This is a genomic window from Hongsoonwoonella zoysiae (genome assembly GCF_013266695.1).
Lineage (GTDB): Bacteria > Pseudomonadota > Alphaproteobacteria > Rhizobiales > Stappiaceae > Hongsoonwoonella > Hongsoonwoonella zoysiae.
The window spans coordinates 474838-497340 of record NZ_JABRXF010000001.1; the positions used below are offsets into that span (position 1 = coordinate 474838).

Below are 22503 nucleotides of genomic sequence, written 5' to 3' on the forward strand. Positions count from 1 at the left end.
GTTGGAGCGCAGTTAAGAAAGAGGGAACCGCGCGCCGACCGATCACTCGCATTCAAGCGTATTCACCCGAACGCGCAAAGAGTTGATTGCCGAATTCAGCCCTTGAGGACCTCAAGCAGGGTCTCGCCGAGCTTGGCCGGCGACGGGGAGACGCGGATGCCCGCCTCTTCCATCGCCGCGATCTTGTCTTCGGCACCACCCTTGCCGCCGGAAATCACGGCGCCCGCGTGGCCCATGGTGCGGCCCGGAGGCGCGGTGCGGCCCGCGATGAAACCGGCCATCGGTTTCTTGCGGCCTTTCTTCGCCTCGTCCTTCAGGAACTGGGCGGCATCTTCTTCCGCAGATCCGCCGATTTCACCGATCATGATGATCGATTCCGTGGCGTCGTCGGCCAGGAACATCTCGAGCACGTCGATGAACTCCGTACCCTTGACCGGGTCGCCGCCGATGCCGACGGCGGTCGTCTGGCCAAGCCCTGCGTTCGTCGTCTGGAACACCGCCTCGTAGGTCAGCGTGCCGGAGCGCGACACGACGCCGACCGAGCCCTTCTTGAAGATGGAGCCCGGCATGATCCCGATCTTGCATTCGTCGGGCGTGAGGATGCCCGGGCAGTTCGGGCCGAGAAGCCGTGAGTTGGACTTTTCAAGCCGCGCCTTGACCTTGACCATATCCATCACCGGAATGCCTTCCGTGATGCAGACGATGAAGGGGATCTCGGCGTCGATCGCCTCGATGATCGCGGCCGCGGCACCCACCGGCGGAACGTAGACGACGGAAGCATCCGCGCCGGTTGCCTCTTTCGCCTCGCCGACGGTGGCGTAGATCGGCAGTTCGGCATAGCCCTCGATACCGCTCGTCCAGGTCTCGCCGCCCTTCTTGGGGTGTACGCCCGCGACCATCTTCGTGCCGTTGTAGGCAAGCGCCTGCTCGGTGTGGAAGGTGCCGGTCTTGCCGGTCAGGCCCTGGACGATGACCTTGGTGTCCTTGTTGACGAGGATCGACATCAGTTGCCCCCCTTCACTGCGGCGACGATCTTCTGCGCGGCGTCGTCGAGATCATCCGCGGCGATCACGTTGAGGCCGGAGTTGTTGATGATGTCCTTGCCGAGCTGGACATTGGTGCCTTCGAGACGAACCACGAGCGGCACCTGAAGACCCACCTCCTTGACCGCCGCGACCACGCCTTCCGCGATCACGTCGCAGCGCATGATGCCACCGAAGATGTTGACGAGAATGCCCTTCACGTTCGGGTCGGCGGTGATGATCTTGAACGCCGCCGTCACCTTCTCCTTGGAGGCGCCGCCGCCAACATCGAGGAAGTTGGCCGGCTCCGCGCCATAGAGCTTGATGATGTCCATCGTCGCCATGGCAAGGCCGGCGCCATTGACCATGCAGCCGATGTCGCCGTCGAGCGCCACATAGGCGAGATCGTGCTTGGAAGCCTCGATCTCCTTGTCGTCTTCCTCGGTCACGTCGCGAAGTTCGACGATTTCCGGATGACGGAACAGCGCGTTACCGTCGAAGGAGACCTTGGCGTCGAGCAGGCGCAGGCGCCCGTTCTTCATGACGATCAGCGGATTGACCTCGAGAAGGCTCATGTCCTTTTCGACGAAGGCCTTGTAGAGGACGGGGAAGATCTTCATGCCGTCGGCGCGCGCCTCGCCCTCGAGCTTCAGCGCGTCGCAAAGCTTCGAAGCCGCCTCTTCCGTTACGCCCGCATCCGGGTCGATCGGCAGGGTCAGGATCTTTTCAGGCGTTTCCTCTGCAACCGTCTCGATGTCCACACCGCCTTCGGTGGAGGCGACGAATGCCACCTGCCCGACCGTGCGGTCGACGAGGAGGGAGAGATAAAGCTCACGCTCGATATCCGCGCCATCCTCGATATATAGGCGGTTGACCACCTTGCCGGCTGCGCCCGTCTGCTTGGTGACGAGCGTGTTGCCCAGCATTTCCTTCGCGTTGGTGACGACCTCTTCAAGGGAAAAGGCAAGGCGAACGCCGCCCTTGGCGTCGGCCCCGAGTTCCTTGAACTTGCCCTTGCCGCGTCCGCCGGCGTGGATCTGGGACTTCACGACCCACAGCGGGCCGGGAAGCTTCTTCGCAGCCGCTTCCGCCTCGTCGGCGGAGAAAATGGCCACACCTTCGGCAACCGGCGCGCCATATTCCTTCAGCACGGCCTTTGCCTGATATTCGTGGATGTTCATGCGCTTTATCCCCCGGAAAGTGGAGACGGGCGGCTCGATGCGGGTGAGGGCCGCGAATACGGCCCCCACCGCAGCCTTTGATCAGGCGAGCGCCGGTTGGATCTTCTTGCAGGCGTCGACAAGCCCTTCGACGGAGGCGACGGACTTGTCGAACATCGCCTTTTCGTCGGAGTTGAGGTCGATCTCGATCACCCGCTCGATGCCGCCGGCACCGATCACCGTCGGCACGCCGACATAGGTGTTGGACAGGCCGTACTGGCCGTCGAGATGCGCGGCACACGGCAGCACACGCTTCTTGTCCTTCAGGTAGCTTTCCGCCATGGCGATCGCGGAAGCCGCAGGCGCATAGAAGGCGGAGCCGGTCTTGAGCAGGCCGACGATTTCCGCGCCGCCGTCACGCGTGCGCTGGACGATCTCTTCCAGCCGTTCCTTCGTGCACCAGCCCATCTTGATAAGATCGGGCAGCGGAATGCCGGCCACCGTGGAGTAGCGGGTGAGCGGCACCATGGTGTCGCCATGGCCGCCGAGCACGAAGGCCGTGACGTCTTCCACCGAAACGTTGAATTCTTCCGCCAGGAAGTAGCGGAAGCGGGCGCTGTCGAGAACGCCGGCCATGCCGACGACCTTGTTCGTCGGCAGGCCCGAGAACTTCTGCAGCGCCCAGACCATGGCGTCCAGCGGGTTGGTGATGCAGATGACGAAAGCGTCCGGCGCATGCGCCTTGATGCCCGCGCCCACCTGCTCCATCACCTTGAGGTTGATTTCCAGCAGATCGTCGCGGCTCATGCCGGGCTTGCGCGGCACGCCCGCGGTGACGATCACCACGTCGGCGCCCGCGATCGCCTCATAACCGTTGGTGCCGACGAGCTTCGCGTCGAAACCGTCGACGGGCGAGGACTCCGCGATGTCCAGCGCCTTGCCCTGCGGGATGCCCTCGGCGATGTCGAAGAGGACGATATCCCCGAGTTCCTTCAGCCCGGCCAGGTGGGCGAGCGTGCCGCCGATCTGTCCCGCGCCGATCAATGCGATCTTCTTTCGAGCCATGTCCAAAAGTTTCCCTTTACGTAAACTGGAGCATGCGCCATACTGTGATGACCGGGCATGGCACTACTCTCTTTGAGCCGCCCTTGCAATATCAACGAAGGAATATTGCGGCCAGGCCGCGCCATTTTCCGCTTCCGGAAAATTCTTTCCGCTTTCCCTTCCCAGGCCGGGCGGAAATTCTTTCGCCGCGTCCGCCGCTGTCCGGCGGGACTCAGCCGGCCGCCGCCGACGCTTCTGCACCAGCCAGCCAGCTTTCCGAACGCATTTCCGTGAGGCGCGAGATCGTGCGCGCGAACTCGAAGGATTCAGCGCCTGTCGTCGCCGTATAAAGCCCGTCCGGCTCCGTTTCCGCCGAAAGTATGAGCTTGATGGAATTGTCGTAAAGCGTATCGACCAGGTTTATGAAGCGCTTTGCCGCGTTGCGTTGCGCAAGGCCCATGACGGGCACACGGTCGACGACGACGGTGTGATAAGCGTGGGCGATCCGCAGATAGTCCGACGCTGCCAGAGGAGCCTCGCAAAGTTCCGCAAACGTAAATCTGGCGACCCCGGCGACGGTGCGCGGCACGTGAATCCTGCGCCCCTTCACCTCAAGATCCTCCGAATGCGCCGTCATGCCATGGGTAAGCTTGCGCCAGAGCCGGTCGACTTCGGCATCCGCACCATCGTCCAGTGGGGTGACGTAAACGGAAGCGCCCGCCAGCTTCTCCAGCCTGTAGTCGGTGCGCGCGTCGAGCTGCATGACGTGGACCTGCGTCTTCAGGAGCTCGACAAAATCCAGGAAATGCCTGCGGTTGAGGCCATCCTTGTAAAGATCGTCCGGATCGACGTTCGAGGTCGCCACCACCACCACACCACGCTCGAAAAGCTTGGTAAAGAGCCGGCCGAGGATCATGGCGTCCGCAATGTCGGTGACCGAAAATTCGTCGAAGCACAGAAGCCTCGTTTCTTGCGCCAGGGCATCGGCCACCGGCGGGATCGGGTCGTCGCCCTTGAGTTCGCCGTTCCTGAAAGCCTGGCGCACCGCATGAACGCGCTCGTGCACGTCGGCCATGAACTCGTGAAAATGGACCCTGCGCTTGCGGCGCGGCGCGGCAATGTCGAAAAAAAGGTCCATGAGCATGGTCTTGCCGCGCCCGACGGCCCCCCAGATATAGAGGCCCCTGACCGGCTCCCTTGCGCTTCCGCGCTTGCCGAACAGCCAGCCGAGCGAGCTTTTCTTGGACGCCAGGCGCCTTTCGGCCAGCGCCTCGTTCAGCCGGTCGAGCCGCTTGACGATCGCCTCCTGCGCCGGATCGCTTTCGATCTCCCCGGCCTCGATAAGCGACGCATAGCGCCCTGCGACGGTGCGCGTCAGCGGAAGCCGGCTGGAGGAAGATGCGATGTCGCTCATGAAGGGAATTCGCTCCAGACCTTATGACGGCAGGGGGCTTCGGGATCGGGTATTTTTCGAGGAAATAGCCAATCAGGCGGGTGCCATGCAAGGCCGATGGCCGCCAAACCTATTCACCCTTTGGAGAATTGGAAGCCTTCGGCGGTCGCCTGAACGCCTCGTCGACCGGCACCTGAAGCGCGCTCGCAAGGCGGTTCGTCTCGCTCGCCATGCCGACGACGGAAAGAAGCTCGCCCAATTGCGCCTCGCTCATGCCCTTTGCGCGGGCCGCAGCGGTGTGAGAACTGATGCAGTAGTCGCAAGAGTTCGATATCGAAACGGCGAGATAGATCATCTCCTTGGCGAGCGGGTCGAGCTCGCCGGGGCTCATGATCTCCTTCAGGCTTTCCCATGTCCGCTTCATCAGCGCGGGATCATTGGCAAGCACGCGCCAGAAATTGTTCAGGAAATCGGTCTTGCGCGTTTGCCTGATGTCGTCGGCGACAGCACGCGACGCCTCCGGCATCTCATCGTCTTCCAGCATGGGCCAGACGGACATTGCGTTCCTCCCGCATCAGGCCGCTCCGCAAAGGGGAGCCGCAATCGGCAAGCTAAACGCAGGAAAAGCGCCGGGCAATGCGCCGGCGCTTCATCTTTCGTCGGAGTTCAGCGGAAAACGGTGATCGGCTGTCCGGTCGACGTTTGCCCGTTGAACTGCGTTCCGCCTGAAGAATAAAGATTGGCGACGGTTTCGCCCGCATCGTTCTTCAGCACAACCTGCTTGCCCGTCAGGTCCCAGGCGGAAATTCCCTGCAGGTTCGGCGAGCCGCAGCCGCGCGTGTTGGCGCGGTAACCGCCGCTCCATGTGGTCAGCGTCATGAAGAGCTGGCACTGGTCGGCGGCAGACTGCATGGTCCAGCCGCCGAGAAGATCGCTGCGGCCGATCTCCCTCGCCTCCGCAGGCGCTTCGAACGGGGACGCGGAGGCGACCTGCTCGCCACCGCCCTCCACCGGATCGAGCGGCTGCTGCTCGATCAACGTATCGGACGACTGAACACCGTCGAGCGGCGTCAGCGGCTGGCTGTCGACCGGCGGCGCGGGCGTTGCCGGCAGGGGGGCCGGGCTGGAGCCGCCGAGCCCCAGCCGCTGACAGCCGGCGATTGCAACGGCAAGGCCGACGACGAGGACGATAGAGACTGGACGGTTCATTTCCCTTTTCCTTCCGGCTCCAGAGCGCGCATTCAATCATCAAGGCCACATGAATGCAGGCGAAATTTTGTCTTCCGGCGTTCATCGCGATGTGCTGCGACGGCAAGCCGGCATGGAATCAGCATTGCCGGTTATGGTGACTGAAACGTTGATAAACCTGAAACGGGCGAAATCATGACCTGCAAAACTTTGGGCAATTTCGAGGCTGCCATGGTAATTTCGCACTGCACAATTATATAGATCGTCATCTAGGGAACCAAGGAGTGGCTCGCACTATAGGGTCCCAACCTGTTTGGGCCCCTCGGTCGAGGCGAAAGCCTCTTTTCGATCGCGAGGGCGAGGCATGCCACATCGTATAGGTCCACATCGTACAGGAAACGGCCTGATCAGGAAGCTTGACGCGAGCGATCAGGCGCAGTTTCGCGACCATCTCCTGCGGCTTTCGCCGGATGCGCGGCGCAGCCGTTTCGCCATGACGGCAAACGATGCGTTTCTCAGAAGCTACGCCGAAACCAGCATGGCGCTCGGATCCGTTATCCACGGTTTCTTCGAAGACGGCATCTTGCGCGCGGTCGCGGAACTGAGAACCGTTGACGGCATCACCACGGCCGAAGCGGCGTTTTCCGTGGAAGACGCATGGCAGAATTCGGGCCTTGGCACCAAGCTGATGGAATTGACCCTGATTGCCGCCAGAAACCGGGGCTACCGGCACATCTACGTCAACTGCCTTTCCACGAACAGGGCCATGCAGCTTCTGGCGAGAAAATTCGAAGCCGAGCTGACCTTCGAGGCCGGCGATGTGGTCGGGCGGCTGGAGCCGGCCAGCTTCTCGTTTTTCTCCCTGTTCCGGGAAGCGATGAACGACGGTTTCGGCGTTGCAGGATCCCTGCTTGAAGCCGGCCGCAAACGGCTGGCATGAATCTTTGGGCCACGCAAAAGGCCGGGGCGAGTTTCCCCGGCCCTTATCGTGCACTCAGCTTGCGGCGCGAAAAACCTGTGGCAGCGCCGGCGCCAGGCAGAAATCTCCGTTCTTGAGGGCCGTGTCGACAGCAAGACGCACGTCCCGCAGGGCTTTGCGAAGGTGAAACTGCGCGTGTGAGCTCAAATCCGGCTTTGTCAGGGTCCAGTGCAGCTCGCGCGGTTCGTTCTGCCATCGGGGAGGGCTAAATCCGCGCGATGCTTCGGTCATGAACACGACCACATCCGGGGCCGGCGCATGAGGCAGCGCAAACAACTCCCAGGACTTCGGCTCAAGGCCGGCGGTATCGAAGCCGGCTTCGCAAAGTGCCGCCTTCAGGCCGCGGCGCATTTCGGGCGCGGGCCGCGGCCCGGCGGAAAACGCACGCAGGCCTTCCGGGGCGGTTGCGTTCAGGCAGGCCTCAGCCATGAGACTCAACCCTGCGTTATCCTCACAGACGAACAGAATAGTCGTCGCCTTCATCGAAATACTGCTCCTTCCCGACCTTCGGGAACACGTTTCCAAGCGATCGCTGCTTGATTCGCAAATGAAATACCGCCCTTTGGAGTCGTCCATGTGACAGGAATGGGACGGTTTGCGGGCACGGCTTAGGGTTGTGCAATGCAATATGGCTTGCCGGCTCATAGATCCTGGAAACTGTCGAAAGCGGCGAGAGCTTCCGCACCGTAAATCATCGACGGCCCGCCGCCCATGTAAACGGCAACGCCAATTGCCTCGGCCACCTCCTCGCGGCTCGCGCCGAACTTCGCCGCCGCACGGGCGTGATAGGCCAGGCAACCGTCACAGCGCACCGTGATGCCGATGGCGAGCGCGATAAGTTCCTTGGTTTTGGAATCGAGCGCACCCTTGGCAATCGCCGATTTGGCGATCTCGTGAAAGCCCTGGGCCACGCCCGGAATACCCTTGCGCAGATCGGCCATGCGCTCGTCGGTCTGTTCTATGAAATCCTGCCAGTCGCTGACGGCCATTTCCCTCACTCCTCCAGTTGATGCCGGGCCCCGGCATTTCAGGTGAGGTCATGGCCCATCCGCCGGAAATCGTCCTTGAGCCTTGTCAAATATCCAAAAAACAAGCGAAAACCGAAACCCCACAGAAGTCGTACCGAGTTCGTGGGCCACGTGACGTCCGAACAAGAAAGAAGCGACCATGCCTTTTGCCGTCTGGTGCATCCTGATCGCCGCGATCCTGCCGATTGCGGCGATCTATCCGGGAAAGCTCTCGCGCGACTTCGACAACTCGAAACCACGCGATCCGGATTACTGGAAGGATGGCTTCCGCGCTCGCGCACGGGCGGCGGAAAAAAACAGTTTCGAGGCGTTTCCCTTCTTCGCGATCGCCGTGATCGTCGGTCTCGGACAAGGCGGCGACCCGGACTGGATCGACAGGCTCGCCGGCCTCTTCATCGCTGTCCGGATCATCTATATTTTCTGCTATCTGAGCGACCGGGCGACCCCGCGATCGATTGCCTGGGTCGTTGGCTTTGCCTCGACCATCGCGATCTTCACAAGCCCGGTATGGAGTTGAAAACCGGCTGAGTTCCGCCACTTTCACTCAGGTTTATGGCAAACAGCCTCGATATTGTGGCCATCAGGATCGAGGACGAAGGCGCCATAGTAATTCGGATGGTAATGGGGCCTGAGACCCGGGGCGCCATTGTCTTTTCCGCCCGCAGCTAACACCGCGTCGTAAAAGGCATGGACATCTTCACGGGTAAAAACCGTGAAGGCGACATGCAGGCAGCCTTCGAGCGGCTTTCCGGTGCCGATCCAGAATTCGGGAAATTCCTTGCCGAAACCGCAATGGCTGCCCGCACCCGTCTGTTCCGGCCCGATCTCGAGCAGCACCTTGATGCCGAGCGGCGAAAGCGCCTTTTTGTAGAAGGCCTTGGAGGCTTCAAAGTCGCTGACGGGAAAGCCGATGTGATCCAGTATACCCATGTCGCCTCGCATAATTCCGTTCGTGCCGAATCCATTTCCTTTCGGGGCGAAAAAGGTAATCGAGAAATCCGTCATGGCCAATCCGGGGCCAATCCGGGGCCAATCCGGGGCCAACCCGGGCAGGCCGGATGCAGATCAGAGCGCATGGCGGCGTCGGGTCAAAGACATAAAAGAGACAGGATAACCCGTGCCACCCAAGCGGGAATAACCGGAGCCCCAAGAAAAAAGCCGCCCCGGATGAACCGGAGCGGCTTATCCCCGCAAGCGGAGAATGCGGGTAGACTTGGCGATCGGTTGCGGTCAGACCCGCCGCTCGACCATCATCTTCTTGATCTCGGCGATCGCCTGCGCCGGGTTCAACCCCTTCGGGCAGACCTGGGCGCAGTTCATGATCGTGTGGCAACGATAAAGACGGAAAGGATCTTCCAGATTGTCGAGACGCTCGCCCGTCGCCTCGTCGCGGCTGTCGATCAGCCAGCGGTAGGCCTGCAACAGGATGGCCGGGCCAAGGTAACGGTCGCCGTTCCACCAGTAGCTCGGGCAGGAGGTGGAACAGCAGGCACACAGGATGCACTCGTAAAGACCGTCGAGCTTGGCGCGGTCTTCATGGCTCTGGCGCCACTCCTTCTCCGGCTCCGGCGTCACGGTCTGCAGCCACGGCTCGATGGAGCGGTGCTGGGCGTAAAAGTTCGTCAGGTCCGGCACGAGGTCCTTGACCACCGGCATGTGCGGCAGCGGATAAACCTTTACGGTGGCGTCCTTGATCTCGTCCATGCCGCGGGTGCAGGCGAGCGTGTTGGTGCCATCGATGTTCATGGCGCAGGAGCCGCAAATGCCCTCGCGGCAGGAGCGGCGGAAGGTCAGCGTCGGATCGATCTCGTTCTTGATCTTGATGAGAGCGTCCAGAACCATCGGCCCGCAATCGTCCATGTCGACATAATAAGTGTCGACGCGCGGGTTGCGGCCGTCATCCGGGTTCCAGCGGTAGATCTTGAACTCCCGGACGTTTTTCGCACCCTCGGGCTTGTCCCAGACCTTGCCCTCGGTCACCTGCGAGTTCCTGGGAAGCGTCAGCTGAACCATCTTTCCTTCGCTCCGCTTTTCCGCCGGCCCGCGAACCACGAAGACCGGCAAGATTGCTCCGTCACGCGCGCCGCGCGACGATCAGATTGTCATTCGTCTCACAGACGGGCTCGTACCCCGCCTTTTCAAGCGCCGCCCGGCAATCACCCTGCCAAACAGCGCTGCAATTCGTCTCGAACATCACCACGTCGGGCAGATCGCCCGCCGGCGTCGCAGCAAGAAAGGGCAGGAGAACACGGTCCTCCAAACCTTCGACATCGACCTTCAACACGTCGACCCGCTTCACGCCCGCCTCGACGAGAAGCTTGCACAAGGGACAAACCTCGACCTCGATGGCACGCCATTCGCCAGCCGGTTCCCCGGTGGTCAATTCCCTCGCCCCTGTCGCGAAGCCGGAGTTCGTCGGCGTCGTCCAGAGCGTCAGGCTGCCTTCCCGGTCACTCACGGCCCGCGGAACCACCCTGACCGCTCCGCAGTCCGCACCATTGACGGCGATGTTGTAGTCAAGCCGCTCCTGCGTTGCCGGATTGGCCTCCACCGCGACGACATCCGCCCCCTTGGCGGCGGCGAAAAGCGCGTAGGAGCCGATATTCGCCCCGACATCCACGAATGTGACGCCGGGCTTCAGGTAAGGCGCAAGCGCCCGATGTTCCGCGCGTTCCGGCAGGCGACCCTTGGCCAGCATCTTGCGGTCGTCGTAATTCTCACCCGGGTAAAGGCGGAACTTCAGGCCGTCCACTGTTGTGTCGTAAGGTCCGGCGAAGCGGCTTTCCGCCACACGGCGTAAGCGCCGCCTTACCGGCTTTGCCAGCGAGCGACGGTCGGCAAGCGCCCAGACGAACCGGCCCACCCCATGACCCGCATAGGTGCCAAAGGGCGATTTCGTGTCCGTTAATGGGCGCGCCGCAGACTGCATGGCCGATCCGTCAGTACACGCGTTCCTTGGGCAGTATCTTCTGCGGGTCGATACCGCCGTCCTCCATCGGGATGAGCGGATCGGTGACGACCGGACGATAGTCGAGAGAAACCTTGCCCGCATCATCCACCCAGGAAAGCGTATGATGACGCCAGTTCTCGTCGTCGCGCTTGGAGAAATCCTCGCGCGCATGCGCGCCGCGGCTCTCCTTGCGCGCTTCCGCGCTGTAGACGGTGGTGATGGCATTCGCCATCAGGTTCTCAAGCTCAAGCGTTTCGACGAGATCGGAATTCCAGATCATCGAGCGGTCGGAGACCTTGAGGTCCGAAAGTTCGCCCCAAAGCTGCGAAATCCGCTTGCAGCCGCTTTCCAGCGTCTCCTGCGTACGGAATACGGCGGCATCTTCCTGCATGGCCTTTTGCATGTTGAGGCGAAGCTCGGCCGTGGGCGTACCGCCATCGGCGTTGCGCAGCTTGTCGAAACGCTCCATCACCTTGTCGCACCAGGCCTCGTTCGGCGTCGGCACGGCGGCCTTGCGGTCGACCACCTCGCCCGCCTTGATGGCCGCCGCGCGGCCGAAGACGACAAGATCGATCAGCGAATTGGAGCCCAGACGGTTTGCGCCATGCACGGAGGCGCAGCCCGCCTCGCCAACGGCCATAAGGCCAGGCTGGATGGCGTTGGGATCGTCTTTCGTCGGGTTCAGCACCTCGCCCCAGTAGTTGGTCGGGATGCCGCCCATGTTGTAATGGACGGTCGGCAGGACCGGGATCGGCTCCTTCGTCACGTCGACGCCGGCGAAAATCTTCGCCGATTCCGAAATGCCGGGCAGGCGCTCGGCCAGGATCGCCGGGTCGAGATGATCGAGATGCAGGAAGATATGGTCCTTGCCCTTGCCCACTCCGCGCCCTTCGCGGATTTCCATGGTCATGCAGCGCGAGACGACGTCGCGCGAGGCAAGATCCTTGGCCGACGGCGCGTAACGCTCCATGAAGCGCTCACCCTCGGAATTGACGAGATAGCCGCCCTCGCCGCGCGCACCTTCGGTGATGAGGCAGCCCGCGCCGTAAATGCCCGTCGGGTGAAACTGCACGAACTCCATATCCTGGAGCGGCAGGCCGGCGCGCGCCACCATGCCGCCGCCGTCACCCGTGCAGGTGTGGGCGGAAGTGGCCGAGAAATACGCCCGCCCGTAACCGCCGGTGGCGAGCACCACCATCTTGGCGGAGAAACGGTGGATCGTGCCGTCGTCGAGGTTCCAGGCGATGACGCCCTGGCAGACGCCGTCCTCCGACATGATGAGATCGAGCGCGAAATACTCGATAAAGAATTCGGCGTTGTTTTTCAGCGACTGGCCGTAGAGCGTGTGCAGGATGGCGTGGCCGGTACGGTCGGCAGCCGCGCAGGTGCGCTGCACGGGCGGGCCGTCGCCGAAGTTCTGCATGTGGCCGCCAAAGGGACGCTGGTAGATGCGCCCGTCCTCGGTGCGCGAGAAGGGCACGCCGTAGTGTTCAAGCTCGTAAACCGCCTTCGGCGCTTCATGGGCGAGATATTCCATCGCGTCGACATCGCCCAGCCAGTCCGACCCCTTCACCGTGTCGTAAAGGTGCCAGTGCCAGTGGTCCGGCGTCATGTTCTGAAGGCTTGCCGCAATACCGCCCTGCGCCGCCACCGTGTGGGAACGCGTCGGGAAGACCTTGGTCACGCAAGCGGTGCGAAGGCCCTGTTCGGCCATGCCGAGCGTTGCGCGCAAGCCCGCGCCGCCCGCACCGACCACGACGACGTCATACTTGTGGTCGACGAAGGAATAGGCTTTTCCACCCGACATCTATTCAGCCTCCGAAGCTGATCTTGAGAATGGCGAAAACCGAGCCGAAGCCGATCAACGCGCAAAAGAAGGTGTTGGCGATGAGGGTGGCGTATTTCAGCCCCTCGCCGTGAACGTAATCCTCGATGATCACCTGCATGCCGAGCTTCATGTGGTAGACGGCCGATGCGACCGTCAAAAGAAGGAGTACGGCGACGACCGGATTGGACAGCGCCGACACAAGCTCCGCATGGCTTGCCCCTTGCGTGGCGATGAGGAAGATAACGAAGAAGGTGATCAGGAAGACGTTGGCGACCGCCGAAAGGCGCTGGCGCCAGAAATGTTCCGTTCCGTCCTTCGCCGAACCGAGGCCGCGAACCTTGGCAAGCGGTGTGCGCATGTCAGTCATGAAAAGCCCCCTTAGCGAACGGCGTAGCCGATGATCCACAAAAGGATCGTGATCGCGACCGAGCCGGCAAGATTGGCGCGTACCAGCCATTCGCGCGCTTGAGGACCGAAGCCGTAGCCCATGTCCCAGATGAAATGGCGAATGCCGCCGAGCATGTGGTGCACGAGCGCCCAGGTGAAGCCGAAGAGAATGAGCCGGCCGAGGAACGAACCGTAGATTTCGTTCACGAAATCGAAATAGGCGGGGCCGGCGGCCGCCGCGATCAACCACCAGGCGACCAGCACCGTGCCGAAATAAAGTGCCGCACCCGTGATGCGATGCACGATCGACATCACCATCGTCAGGATCGGCTTGAAGATCTGGATGTGGGGCGACAGCGGCCGGTTTGACTTTATATCGGCGTTCGACATGGAACCTTTTCTCCCGTCCTCCCGTCATGCTTCCGCTTACGTAAACGGTAACACAAACAAGGATTTGTCTGACGGCTTTCTAGCGCCTGAACATGCTTCCGTCAAAGTGTCAGAAAGGCTTAGTGGGGCACAAAGGAGAATAACGGGTTACCGGCGGGTTCATGAGGGAAATCCGGCGTGAGAGGCTGGCTGGCGCGTCATGCCGCGATTGCACGAATTGGTGAGATGGGGCGGGCACGTGCTTGCATGGGGTGGAGGTGCAGGGCGGGGATGCCGGTTTTCATATCGAAACGCTCGATGGGTCGCCGGGTCAAGCCCGGCGATGACGAAGGCAAGGCCGGGCCCTCTGCGACCGCTTGCGGGTTTCGAAAAACTCAGCCGATCGAACAAGAAACACAAGCCGCGGCTTCTCGGATCGTCATTGCCGGGCTTGACCCGGCAACTCATCAAAACTGAGTTCTCTCCCTACCCCGCGACCTTGCCATCGCCGACGGTGAAGAGCTGTGCGGCATTCCCGAGCGATTCGAAGAGCAGCGGGTCCGTGCCCGTCATGAAGACCTGGAGGCCGAGCGCATCGAGACGGGCGAAGAGGGCCGCGCGCCGGTCCGGGTCGAGGTGGGCGGCGATTTCATCGAGAAGAAGCACCGGCGTCATGCCGGCGACCGAAGCAGTCAGATCGGCATGGGCAAGCACGAGGCCGATCAGAAGCGCCTTCTGCTCTCCGGTGGACGCCATGCCCGCCGGCATGTCCTTGGCGAGATGGGTGACGGCGAGGTCCGACCTGTGCGGCCCCTCGAGCGTGCGGCCCGCCGCCCGGTCGCGCGCCCGCCCCTCGCGCAGGATTTCGATGTAGCGATCCTCCATGTCGGATGCGGCGACCGCGTCAGCCTCCGCCTCGAATGAGCCTTCCAGACGGATGCCGGCCTGCGGAAAGGGCAGGCCCAGCGCGCCTTGCGCGGCGATGCGGCCCGACAGGAGATTGACCGTTTCGCGCCGGGCAAGCGCGACCGCGACGCCGATCTGCGCGATCTGGCTTTCGAGCGCGTCGAAATAAGCGGGCGTGCCGCCCTCGTCCAGAAGCCGGTTGCGCGAGCGCAACGCCTTTTCAAGATCCGCGACGCGCCGCCCGTGACCGGGGTCGATCGCCAGAACCAGCCTGTCGAGAAAGCGCCTGCGATCTCCCGCGGGCCCCGTGAAAAGCCCGTCCATGGAAGGCAGGAGCCAGAGAACGCGAAGATAATCGAGCAGGCTTTCGGAGGTGCGCGCATCCTCACCATCGATGCGAACGCGCCGGCCCGCCTCGCCTGGACCGTAGCCCGTGCCGAGCCGGGTTTCGCCGTAAGGCCCGTCGATAATGGCGGAGACCGCGAAACCGCCATCCGCCCCCTTGCGGACAAGTTCGGCAAGAGGCGCGCGGCGCAGGCCCCGGCCCGCCGTCAAGAGCGAGATCGCCTCAAGCAGGTTCGTCTTTCCCGCGCCATTGGCCCCGACGAAGGCGACGAGCCGCGCGCCGATATCAAGCGACAGCGAAGCGTAGTTCCGGAAATCGGCGAGCGTCAGGCGGCGAAGCGCGACCGGTGTCGGTCCAGCCATGCTGTCCCGCTCCTTGTTCAGGTTTCAGCCGGACAGGCCCGGCCGCCGGAATTACACGCGCATCGGCATCAGGACGTAAAGCGCATCCTCAGACCCGTCGTCCTGGATCAGCGTTGGCGCGCCGGGATCGGCAAAGCGGAAATGCGCGGTGTCCTTGTCGAGCTGGGCTGCGATGTCGAGCAGGTAGCGCGAGTTGAAGCCGATCTCCAGCGGGTCGGCCTCATAGTCGACCGCGAGCTCTTCCGTCGCGGTGCCGGAATCCGGGTTGATCACGGTGAGCACCATGCGCCCTTCGGAAAGCGCCATCTTCACCGCGCGCCCGCGCTCCGACGAGATGGTCGACACGCGGTCGACCGCCTCCTTGAACTCCTCCCGGTCGACCTGGAGAAGCTTGTCGTTGTTTTGCGGAATGACGCGGCCATAGTCCGGGAAAGTACCGTCGATCAGCTTGGACGTCAGCACCACGCTGGCCGTGGTCAGCCGCACCTTGGCTTCCGAAATCTCCACCTTCACCTCGGCTTCCGGATCTTCCAGGAGCTTCTGGATCTCGCCCACCGTCTTGCGCGGCACGATGACGCCCGGCATGCCGGACGAGCCGGACGGCGCCGGCATTTCGGCCTGGGCAAGGCGGTGACCGTCGGTCGCGACCGCGCGGAAACGCTCTCCGCCCGGCGTCTCGACCGTGTGGAAGTAGATGCCGTTCAGATAATAACGCGTCTCCTCGGTGGAGATCGCGAACTGGGTGGAATCGATCAGCCGCTTGAGGGCGCCCGCCGGAAGGGTAAACACATGGCTGAATTCGCCCGCCGTCAGGTCCGGAAAATCGGCCTCGGGCAGCATCTGCAGCGCGAAGCGCGAGCGCCCGGCGCGGATCTCCAGCGTGGCATTGTCGGACGACGTCTCGAGCTGGACCTGCGCCCCATCCGGCAACTTGCGCACGATGTCGTAGATCATATGCGCGGGCACCGTGGTCGCGCCCGGCTGCTCGACCATGGCCGGCACCGTCTCGGAAATCTCCAGATCGAGGTCGGTCGCCTTTAGCCGCAACTCGCCCCCGTCGCAGCGCAACAGGACGTTCGACAGGATGGGGATCGTGTTCCTGCGCTCAACGACACGATGAACATGGGTCAGGGACTTCAGGAGATCCGTCCGCTCGAGGGTCACTTTCATTGCGCTGTCCGTCGTTGAGAAGCGGCAGGGCCCCGCCGCGTGTGATGATGCGTTCGATTAGCCCAAGGCTAGAAAATGGGGAGACGACACTGCCCGCTGCCGCACAGAAATGCAAGAGGGGCAGCATGTCTTGCCGCCCCTCAACGCACTGTTTTAGCTCGCCTCATGCATCAGGCATCAGGCATCAGGCATCGAGCATGCGCTTCAGGAGCTCGATCTCCTGGGCAAGGCCGTTGTCCGCCCTGGCAAGCTCCTCGATCTTGCGCACCGCATGCAGCACCGTCGTGTGATCGCGGTTGCCGAAGCGCCGCCCGATCTCCGGCAGGGAACGCGGCGTCATCATCTTGGCGAGATACATGGCGATCTGGCGCGGACGCACGATGGTGCGCGTGCGGCGCGCCGAAAGCAGATCGGCCTTCGTCACGTTGTAATGCTTGGAGACGACGCGCTGGATATCCTCGATCTTCACCCGGCGCGGTTCGACGGAGCGGATCAGGTCGCGCAAGGTTGCTTCCGCCATCTCCTGGGTCACCGGCTGGCCGGTGAGCTGATTGTGGGCGATCAGGCGGTTGAGCGCGCCTTCGAGATCGCGCCCCGAGGCGGTGACGTTGCGCGCCACGTAATCGATCACGCCCTCGGGGATCGTGAAATTCGGATAGGACGCGCGCACCGTCTCGACCCGGTTGATGATGATCGCCCGGCGCAGCGAATAGTCCGGATCATCGATGCCGACGACGAGACCGCCGGCAAGGCGCGAGCGCACGCGGTCGTCCAGGCTGTCGAGCTCGGACGGCGCGCGGTCGGCGGCGACGATCACCTGACGCGCGCTGTCGATCAGCGCGTTCAGCGTGTGGCAGAACTCCTGCTGCACCTGTTTTCCATGCAGGAACTGCATGTCGTCGATCAAAAGCAGGTCGATCGTCCTCAGCGTGTCCTTGAAGGCGATTGCCGACTGCGCCTTGAGCGCGGAGACGAAGCGGTACATGAAATGCTCCGCCGTGAGATAAAGCACGCGCCGGCCCGACGCCTTGGCCTGGGCGGCGACGGCCTGCATCAGGTGCGTCTTGCCCAAGCCCACGGAGGCATGCACGTAAAGCGGATTGAAGTTGACCTTGCCGCCGGCGGCGACCTGACGGGCCGCGGCAAGCGCGAGCGCGTTGGAATCGCCTTCCACGAAGGTTTCGAACGTGTACTTCGGATCGAGCGAGGCGCCCTGAAGCACGTCGCTTTCCTGGGTGGCGGTGGCCTGCGGCCTGCGTTCCGGCTGGGCGACGGGCTGAAGGCCCGCCAGAGCCGCCTGGCGCGATGCGGGGTCGGCAAGGGCGATCGGGCGGGTGTCGCCCGCAGGACGGGTGGCCGCCACGGCCCGCTGCTGGCTTTCCGCCGGCTTTCGCGCCGCCGGGCGCATGGCGCCGCGCACCGTCAGCTCGATGCGGTGAACATCCTCGCACTCGCGCTGCCACAGACCCATCAGACGGTCGCGGTAATGCGACTGGATCCACTGCTTCAGGAAGCGCGTGGGAACCGAAAGGCGAACCGTTCCGTCGTCATGGCCCTCAAGGTCGACGCGCGCGAACCAGCTCGTATAGACGTCTTCTCCCAGTTCCGCGCGAAGCCGCTTCTTTACGCGAGCCCACTGTTCCGGCCCCGCCATATCCTGAAGGTCCATTGCTTACGCCTCCTAAGCTCTTTATCGGAACGCGCCGCCGCAACCGTTCCGCATTTTTTCGATCTCCGCGCAGCGGGCCCTGACCGGCCGCCGGCACAAAATCTCCCCGCGGGGCGACGTCGCCGCCCCGTCAAAATTCCAGGTTCATTCCGGTAGTCGCATATCGCTCATCGACCGGCGCAATGCCTATCGACAGCCGACCGCCGCCCGACGTTCCTCGAACGCTCCGGTGTCCGCCCCAGGCAGGTGCCGCACCGGCAGCGCGGTGCCTGCAGCGGAGCGGCACAGAAAAGCCATTGCGCCGCCGCGGTCAAGCCCCTTGTTCAATCCATTTTCGAAAGCTACCTGGGCAGATTCCGCCAAAGTCCGGCGCGCCGCGACGTAAGCCACGGTTGCCGACCCCGTAGCGGTGGCCCTTTCAATTGTTGCGATGATTAATCCGGCTCCTCGGCGTTGGCGCCTTCCGGAGCCGCTCGAAGCGCAATCTGAGGAAACGCCTTCGCCCAGACGACGGGGCAATGCTCCCGCGCATCCATTCCGGAGCGACTGATTTCCACGAAATCCAAGCGGCTTTCGCGGAAAGCGCTCTGCACGTGTCTTCCCCCGCAAAGGCACGCCGATGGCGCCTCCGGCACATCCGGTTTCCACTAAATCAGACACACTGCCCCCTTCTCGCCGAACGTATTCGGCAAGCAACCACGATAATCTTTTTGGTGATTACGCCCGCTACATGAGCAAGCTTGAAGTATCCGGCCCCGGACTTATGCCACTGCCGGGAGGCCTATGTGCGAACATTGATCGAAAAGATCGCTCGGAATTTCGGCAATATTTCCTCATTGCTCTTTCACAGGCTCGTTGGTCTTCGATTTACGATTAGACCGGGCGACCGCCCGATGAAGACGACAATACACAGCCCCTACCCCCCCTGCAACAGCACATGGTTACCGATTTCTTAACGCAGCGTCCGTCTGCGTGAAGCCTGCAACATCACCCAAAGGGGTGAGGGTTTGAGAACGCTTTTGGACTCAATGATTTTTTTCCTCCGCACGCGATGAAACCCACGATATGCAACCTCGAAAAAAATTTTTTTTGAGCCCGATCTTGACTCTCCCGAAAACGGCCGGACACCCGTCCCCACCTGGGGACATCTTTATAAACACTTGAAATAAATATATAATTTCTGACATGCCAAAAATCGTTATTTTTCCGTATCGGAAACCCAACTTTAGGCGGACGATCATAGGTAAGCCTTCACCGGCTAACAAAAAAGCCCGGTCAAAAACCGGGCTTTCAAGTACTGATTGCAGACCCTGCGGGCTGCATTCATTCATACGTCATGCAACCTTCAGGCGCCAAGCGCCTTGATACGGGCGTTCAGCCGCGAAACCTTCCGGGCGGCAGTGTTTTTGTGAACGACGCCGTTGGAGGCGGCGCGCATCAGCTCCGGCTGCGCGGCCTTGAGGGCTTCATTCGCCTTCGCCTGATCGCCCGAAGCGATCGCCTCCTCGACGGAGCGAAGGAAGGTCCGCACGCGGCTGCGGCGGGTCTTGTTGATGGCCGTGCGGCGAGCGATCTTGCGCGCTGCCTTCTTGGCCGAGGGTGTGTTGGCCATTTTCAGTCCTGATCCGTTCAGATGAGCCCGCAGCGCCTTTCACGAAAGCCGCTCCGGGATCAATACTTGAGAGCATATCCATAACCCGGAACGACCGTGTTTCGGCTGAACATGCTCAGGTTCAAGTCAAGATCGAGGCTGCGGCAAGCCGCCCCGGTCAGACATGTACGAGAAACGAAAACGGCGGCGGCACGAGCCGCCACCGATCAAGCGGTGCTTATAAGGCCGCGTAATTCGCCCGTCAACGCGTTTCCTGACGGAAATCGGGCGGCCGGCGCGCGCCCACGGCGCCCTATTTGTTCCGAAACTGGGGCGCACGCTTTTCGACGAAAGCGGCCATGCCTTCCTTCTGGTCTTCCGACGCGAACATCGCATGGAAGAGGCGGCGCTCGAAACGCACACCCTCGCCAAGGGTCGTTTCATATGCGCGATTGACGCTCTCCTTCGTCATCATGGCGATGGGCAGGGAGAAGTCGGCGATCTTTTCCGCCACCTTCAGCGCCTCGTCCAGAAGCTCGTCGACCGGCAGAACGCGGCTGACAAGGCCCGAACGCTCAGCCTCCTGCGCATCCATCATGCGGCCCGTCAGGCACATTTCCATGGCCTTCGACTTGCCCACGAAACGGGTCAGGCGCTGCGTGCCGCCCGCCCCCGGCATGACGCCAAGCGTGATTTCCGGCTGGCCGAAGCGAGCGTTTTCGCCCGCCAGGATGAAATCGCACATCATCGCAAGCTCGCAACCGCCACCCAGCGCATAACCGGCGACCGCGGCGACGATCGGCTTGCGGAAGCGCGAGACATTGTCCCAGCTCGTGATGAAATCGCCCTTGTAGGCGTCCATATAGGTGAGCGAACTCATCTCCTTGATATCGGCGCCGGCCGCGAAGGCCTTTTCGGAACCGGTCAGAACGACACAGCCGATCTTGTCGTCCTCCTCAAAGCCGGCAAGCGCGTCGTTGACCTCGCCGATAAGTTCGGAATTGAGCGCATTGAGCGCCTTCGGCCGGTTGAGCGTGATCAGCCCCACCTTGCCGCGTTTTTCGACCAGGATATTGTCGTAGGCCATGAAACCTCCCGAGAGTTGGCGGACCCGCCGCGCGGGGCCCCGCCCGATGCAACCTGCCGCCCTCGACATGCGGGCAGGAAAGACGCCTTCATCTGTCCGGATAAAAGGGGTAGCGGAAGCAAACGCCCCCCGCAACCGGACCTGTGGCCAGTGGCCCCAGGGCCAATCGACATTCAGGTTTCGGCCCTACTTCTGACATCGCCCGCAAAAGAAGGACGAGCGCCCGCCCTGCACCTCGCGCAAGACCGTGCCGCCGCATCCCTGCCGCGGACAGGGGGCGCCCTCACGGTCGTAAACCAGGAAAGCGTGCTGGAAATAGCCGAGCGTGCCATCCGCCTGCCTGTGGTCGCGCAAGGAGGATCCGCCGGCGGCGATCGCCTCGGCTATGACCTCGCGAATCGCCAGCGCCAGCCTTTCGGCACCCGCCGACGCCCTGCCGGCCTTCGTGACGATGGTGCCTGCGGCACGTTTCGGCGAAAGCCCCGCCCGGTGCAGCGCCTCGCAAACATATATATTGCCGAGCCCGGCAATCAGCCGCTGGTCGAGAAGGGCGGCCTTGAGCGGCGCTTTCCGGTTTGCGAAGAGGCGTGCCAGAAGATCGGCGTCAAGCTGGTTTCCCGTAGGCTCTATGCCGAGCTTTTCGAAAAGCGGGTGGCTTGCGAGAGCCGCACGCTCCACAAGCGTCATGAAACCGAAACGGCGCGGGTCGTTGTAGACGATCCTGACGGCATCCGGCCGGGCGGGGCCCTCCAGATGAAAGACGACATGGTCGTGGCGCGGATCCTTCGAGCGGGGGATATGAAACTCCCCCGGCATTTCGGGCTCTTCCGACTCCACGCGGCCCATCTCCACGCGAAAGGAGCCGGACATGCCGAGATGCATGACGAGCACACTGCCGTCGTCAAGATCGGCCATCAGGTACTTGGAGCGCCGGCCGAGGCCTGTCACGAGCCTGCCCGTCAGCCGCTCCGCAAACCGTTCTGGAAAAGGAAAGCGCAAGTCGGGCCGGCGCTGCTCCACCCGCACGATGCGCGCATCCTCGAAACTGGGAGCAAGGCCGCGGCGAACCGTTTCGACCTCCGGCAATTCTGGCATGAAATTCGGTATCCCTATCTATCTCCCGGCGTTACATACAGGATTCAGGTCACGGATCCAGCCTGCGCCGTGGCAATGCGATGCGGCTTATATTATGGTCCGCCGCGAAAAGGAGAACAGGCATGACGGCGAACAAGACTTCCGCCGGAGAAAAGGCCCGCGCGCACGGACCGGACATGGCGACGAGCTTCGGCTACCGCACGGTGGCCGATGGCGAGAAACAGCCCCTGGTGAACGAGGTATTTCACAAGGTCGCGCGCCGCTACGACGTGATGAACGACCTGATGTCGGGCGGTCTGCACCGGCTGTGGAAAGATGCGATGGTTTCGCGCCTCGCCCCGCCGCGCTCCGGCAGGAAGCCCTTTCGCATTCTCGATGTGGCGGGCGGCACGGGCGATGTCGCGACCCGGATCGTCACCCGCTCCGACGGCCCGGCGGAGGCTACCGTCCTCGACATCAACGGCTCCATGCTGGCGGTCGGCCGCGAACGGGCCGAAAAGGCCGGGCTTTCCGACAAGATCCGTTTCGTGGAAGCGAACGCCGAGGACCTGCCCTTTCCCGACAAACATTTCGACGCCTATACGATCGCCTTCGGCATCCGCAACGTGCCGCATATCGACAAGGCGCTGTCGGAAGCCTTTCGCGTGCTGAAACGCGGCGGGCGCCTGCTCGTGCTGGAATTTTCGCAGGTCGACGTGCCGATGCTCGACCGGGTCTACGACACCTATTCCTTCAACGCGATCCCGGCGATCGGACGCTTCGTCGCCGGCGACGGCGAACCCTACCGATATCTCGTGGAATCCATCCGCAAGTTCCCCCATCAGGAGCGTTTCGCGCAGATGATCCGCGAGGCCGGTTTCTCGCGCGTCGACTACCGGAATTTTTCCGGCGGCATAGCAGCGCTCCATAGCGGCTGGAAGATCTGAAAA

At 62.5% G+C, this 22503-nt stretch carries 23 protein-coding genes; 3 read left to right on the plus strand and 20 right to left on the minus strand.

From position 1 onward, the window contains the following. Positions 1 to 95: 95 nt before the first annotated feature. The 6 genes from sucD to HPQ64_RS02205 form a co-directional block, all read right to left on the minus strand. On the minus strand, positions 96 to 1004 hold the full coding sequence (gene sucD / locus HPQ64_RS02180) for a succinate--CoA ligase subunit alpha (RefSeq protein WP_172886744.1): 909 nt from the start codon (positions 1002 to 1004) through the stop codon (positions 96 to 98). Beyond that, on the minus strand, positions 1004 to 2203 hold the full coding sequence (gene sucC / locus HPQ64_RS02185; protein WP_172886745.1) for an ADP-forming succinate--CoA ligase subunit beta: 1200 nt from the start codon (positions 2201 to 2203) through the stop codon (positions 1004 to 1006). Before sucC ends, sucD begins: the two co-directional genes overlap by 1 nt. Positions 2204 to 2284: 81 nt before the next feature. Beyond that, positions 2285 to 3247, minus strand: a complete 963-nt coding sequence (gene mdh / locus HPQ64_RS02190) for a malate dehydrogenase (protein WP_172886746.1) — start codon at positions 3245 to 3247, stop codon at positions 2285 to 2287. 211 nt (positions 3248 to 3458) lie between these two features. After that, the gene (gene zapE, locus HPQ64_RS02195) at positions 3459 to 4640 is read right to left on the minus strand and encodes a cell division protein ZapE (RefSeq protein ID WP_172886747.1); all 1182 of its coding nucleotides are present in this window, start codon (positions 4638 to 4640) and stop codon (positions 3459 to 3461) included. Between the two features lie 109 nt (positions 4641 to 4749). Then, positions 4750 to 5178: a carboxymuconolactone decarboxylase family protein gene (locus HPQ64_RS02200; RefSeq protein WP_172886748.1), complete on the minus strand. Its 429-nt coding sequence runs from the start codon at positions 5176 to 5178 to the stop codon at positions 4750 to 4752. A gap of 107 nt (positions 5179 to 5285) precedes the next feature. Next, positions 5286 to 5828 (minus strand): protease inhibitor Inh/omp19 family protein, encoded by a 543-nt coding sequence (locus HPQ64_RS02205; RefSeq protein ID WP_172886749.1) that lies wholly within the window; start codon positions 5826 to 5828, stop codon positions 5286 to 5288. A gap of 343 nt (positions 5829 to 6171) precedes the next feature. Between HPQ64_RS02205 and HPQ64_RS02210 the strand changes: the two genes are divergently transcribed. After that, entirely contained in the window at positions 6172 to 6747 is a 576-nt protein-coding gene (locus HPQ64_RS02210; protein ID WP_172886750.1) for a GNAT family N-acetyltransferase, read from the plus strand. Positions 6748 to 6801: 54 nt separating this feature from the next. Here the strand turns inward: HPQ64_RS02210 and HPQ64_RS02215 are convergent, their stop codons facing one another. Both HPQ64_RS02215 and HPQ64_RS02220 read right to left on the minus strand, forming a co-directional pair. Continuing rightward, positions 6802 to 7269 (minus strand): arsenate-mycothiol transferase ArsC, encoded by a 468-nt coding sequence (locus tag HPQ64_RS02215; RefSeq protein WP_172886751.1) that lies wholly within the window; start codon positions 7267 to 7269, stop codon positions 6802 to 6804. A 158-nt stretch (positions 7270 to 7427) separates the two neighbouring features. After that, on the minus strand, positions 7428 to 7775 hold the full coding sequence (locus HPQ64_RS02220; RefSeq protein ID WP_172886752.1) for a carboxymuconolactone decarboxylase family protein: 348 nt from the start codon (positions 7773 to 7775) through the stop codon (positions 7428 to 7430). A 178-nt stretch (positions 7776 to 7953) separates the two neighbouring features. Here HPQ64_RS02220 and HPQ64_RS02225 point away from each other — a divergent pair, with 178 nt between their 5' ends. After that, positions 7954 to 8331, plus strand: coding sequence for an MAPEG family protein (locus HPQ64_RS02225; protein WP_172886753.1), 378 nt, complete (start codon positions 7954 to 7956; stop codon positions 8329 to 8331). A 23-nt stretch (positions 8332 to 8354) separates the two neighbouring features. Here the strand turns inward: HPQ64_RS02225 and HPQ64_RS02230 are convergent, their stop codons facing one another. From HPQ64_RS02230 to mutM, 12 genes are all read right to left on the minus strand, one after another. After that, complete coding sequence (locus HPQ64_RS02230) at positions 8355 to 8738, minus strand: VOC family protein (protein WP_343035976.1); 384 nt, start codon at positions 8736 to 8738, stop codon at positions 8355 to 8357. Positions 8739 to 9044: 306 nt separating this feature from the next. Beyond that, the gene (locus HPQ64_RS02235) at positions 9045 to 9827 is read right to left on the minus strand and encodes a succinate dehydrogenase iron-sulfur subunit (RefSeq protein WP_172886755.1); all 783 of its coding nucleotides are present in this window, start codon (positions 9825 to 9827) and stop codon (positions 9045 to 9047) included. Positions 9828 to 9888: 61 nt separating this feature from the next. After that, positions 9889 to 10743 carry an FkbM family methyltransferase gene (locus HPQ64_RS02240; RefSeq protein WP_172886756.1) on the minus strand — a complete coding sequence of 285 codons (855 nt, stop codon included), beginning with the start codon at positions 10741 to 10743 and terminating at the stop codon, positions 9889 to 9891. Positions 10744 to 10753: 10 nt separating this feature from the next. Beyond that, a complete protein-coding gene (gene sdhA / locus HPQ64_RS02245) occupies positions 10754 to 12571 on the minus strand; it encodes a succinate dehydrogenase flavoprotein subunit (RefSeq protein ID WP_172886757.1) in 1818 nt (605 codons plus the stop codon). 4 nt (positions 12572 to 12575) lie between these two features. Further along, a complete protein-coding gene (gene sdhD, locus HPQ64_RS02250) occupies positions 12576 to 12959 on the minus strand; it encodes a succinate dehydrogenase, hydrophobic membrane anchor protein (RefSeq protein WP_172886758.1) in 384 nt (127 codons plus the stop codon). A gap of 11 nt (positions 12960 to 12970) precedes the next feature. Beyond that, the gene (sdhC, locus tag HPQ64_RS02255) at positions 12971 to 13369 is read right to left on the minus strand and encodes a succinate dehydrogenase, cytochrome b556 subunit (protein WP_172886759.1); all 399 of its coding nucleotides are present in this window, start codon (positions 13367 to 13369) and stop codon (positions 12971 to 12973) included. Positions 13370 to 13834: 465 nt separating this feature from the next. Next, a complete protein-coding gene (gene recF / locus HPQ64_RS02260) occupies positions 13835 to 14962 on the minus strand; it encodes a DNA replication/repair protein RecF (protein ID WP_172886760.1) in 1128 nt (375 codons plus the stop codon). A gap of 51 nt (positions 14963 to 15013) precedes the next feature. After that, the gene (dnaN, locus tag HPQ64_RS02265; RefSeq protein WP_172886761.1) at positions 15014 to 16132 is read right to left on the minus strand and encodes a DNA polymerase III subunit beta; all 1119 of its coding nucleotides are present in this window, start codon (positions 16130 to 16132) and stop codon (positions 15014 to 15016) included. Positions 16133 to 16316: 184 nt separating this feature from the next. Next, positions 16317 to 17786: a chromosomal replication initiator protein DnaA gene (gene dnaA / locus HPQ64_RS02270; RefSeq protein ID WP_210260175.1), complete on the minus strand. Its 1470-nt coding sequence runs from the start codon at positions 17784 to 17786 to the stop codon at positions 16317 to 16319. Between the two features lie 1360 nt (positions 17787 to 19146). Next, the gene (gene rpsT / locus HPQ64_RS02275; RefSeq protein WP_172886763.1) at positions 19147 to 19413 is read right to left on the minus strand and encodes a 30S ribosomal protein S20; all 267 of its coding nucleotides are present in this window, start codon (positions 19411 to 19413) and stop codon (positions 19147 to 19149) included. A gap of 292 nt (positions 19414 to 19705) precedes the next feature. Beyond that, on the minus strand, positions 19706 to 20479 hold the full coding sequence (locus HPQ64_RS02280; protein ID WP_172886764.1) for an enoyl-CoA hydratase: 774 nt from the start codon (positions 20477 to 20479) through the stop codon (positions 19706 to 19708). A 186-nt stretch (positions 20480 to 20665) separates the two neighbouring features. Then, positions 20666 to 21574: a bifunctional DNA-formamidopyrimidine glycosylase/DNA-(apurinic or apyrimidinic site) lyase gene (gene mutM / locus HPQ64_RS02285; protein WP_172886765.1), complete on the minus strand. Its 909-nt coding sequence runs from the start codon at positions 21572 to 21574 to the stop codon at positions 20666 to 20668. 122 nt (positions 21575 to 21696) lie between these two features. Here mutM and ubiE point away from each other — a divergent pair, with 122 nt between their 5' ends. Further along, entirely contained in the window at positions 21697 to 22500 is an 804-nt protein-coding gene (gene ubiE / locus HPQ64_RS02290; RefSeq protein ID WP_172886766.1) for a bifunctional demethylmenaquinone methyltransferase/2-methoxy-6-polyprenyl-1,4-benzoquinol methylase UbiE, read from the plus strand. Positions 22501 to 22503: the final 3 nt, after the last annotated feature.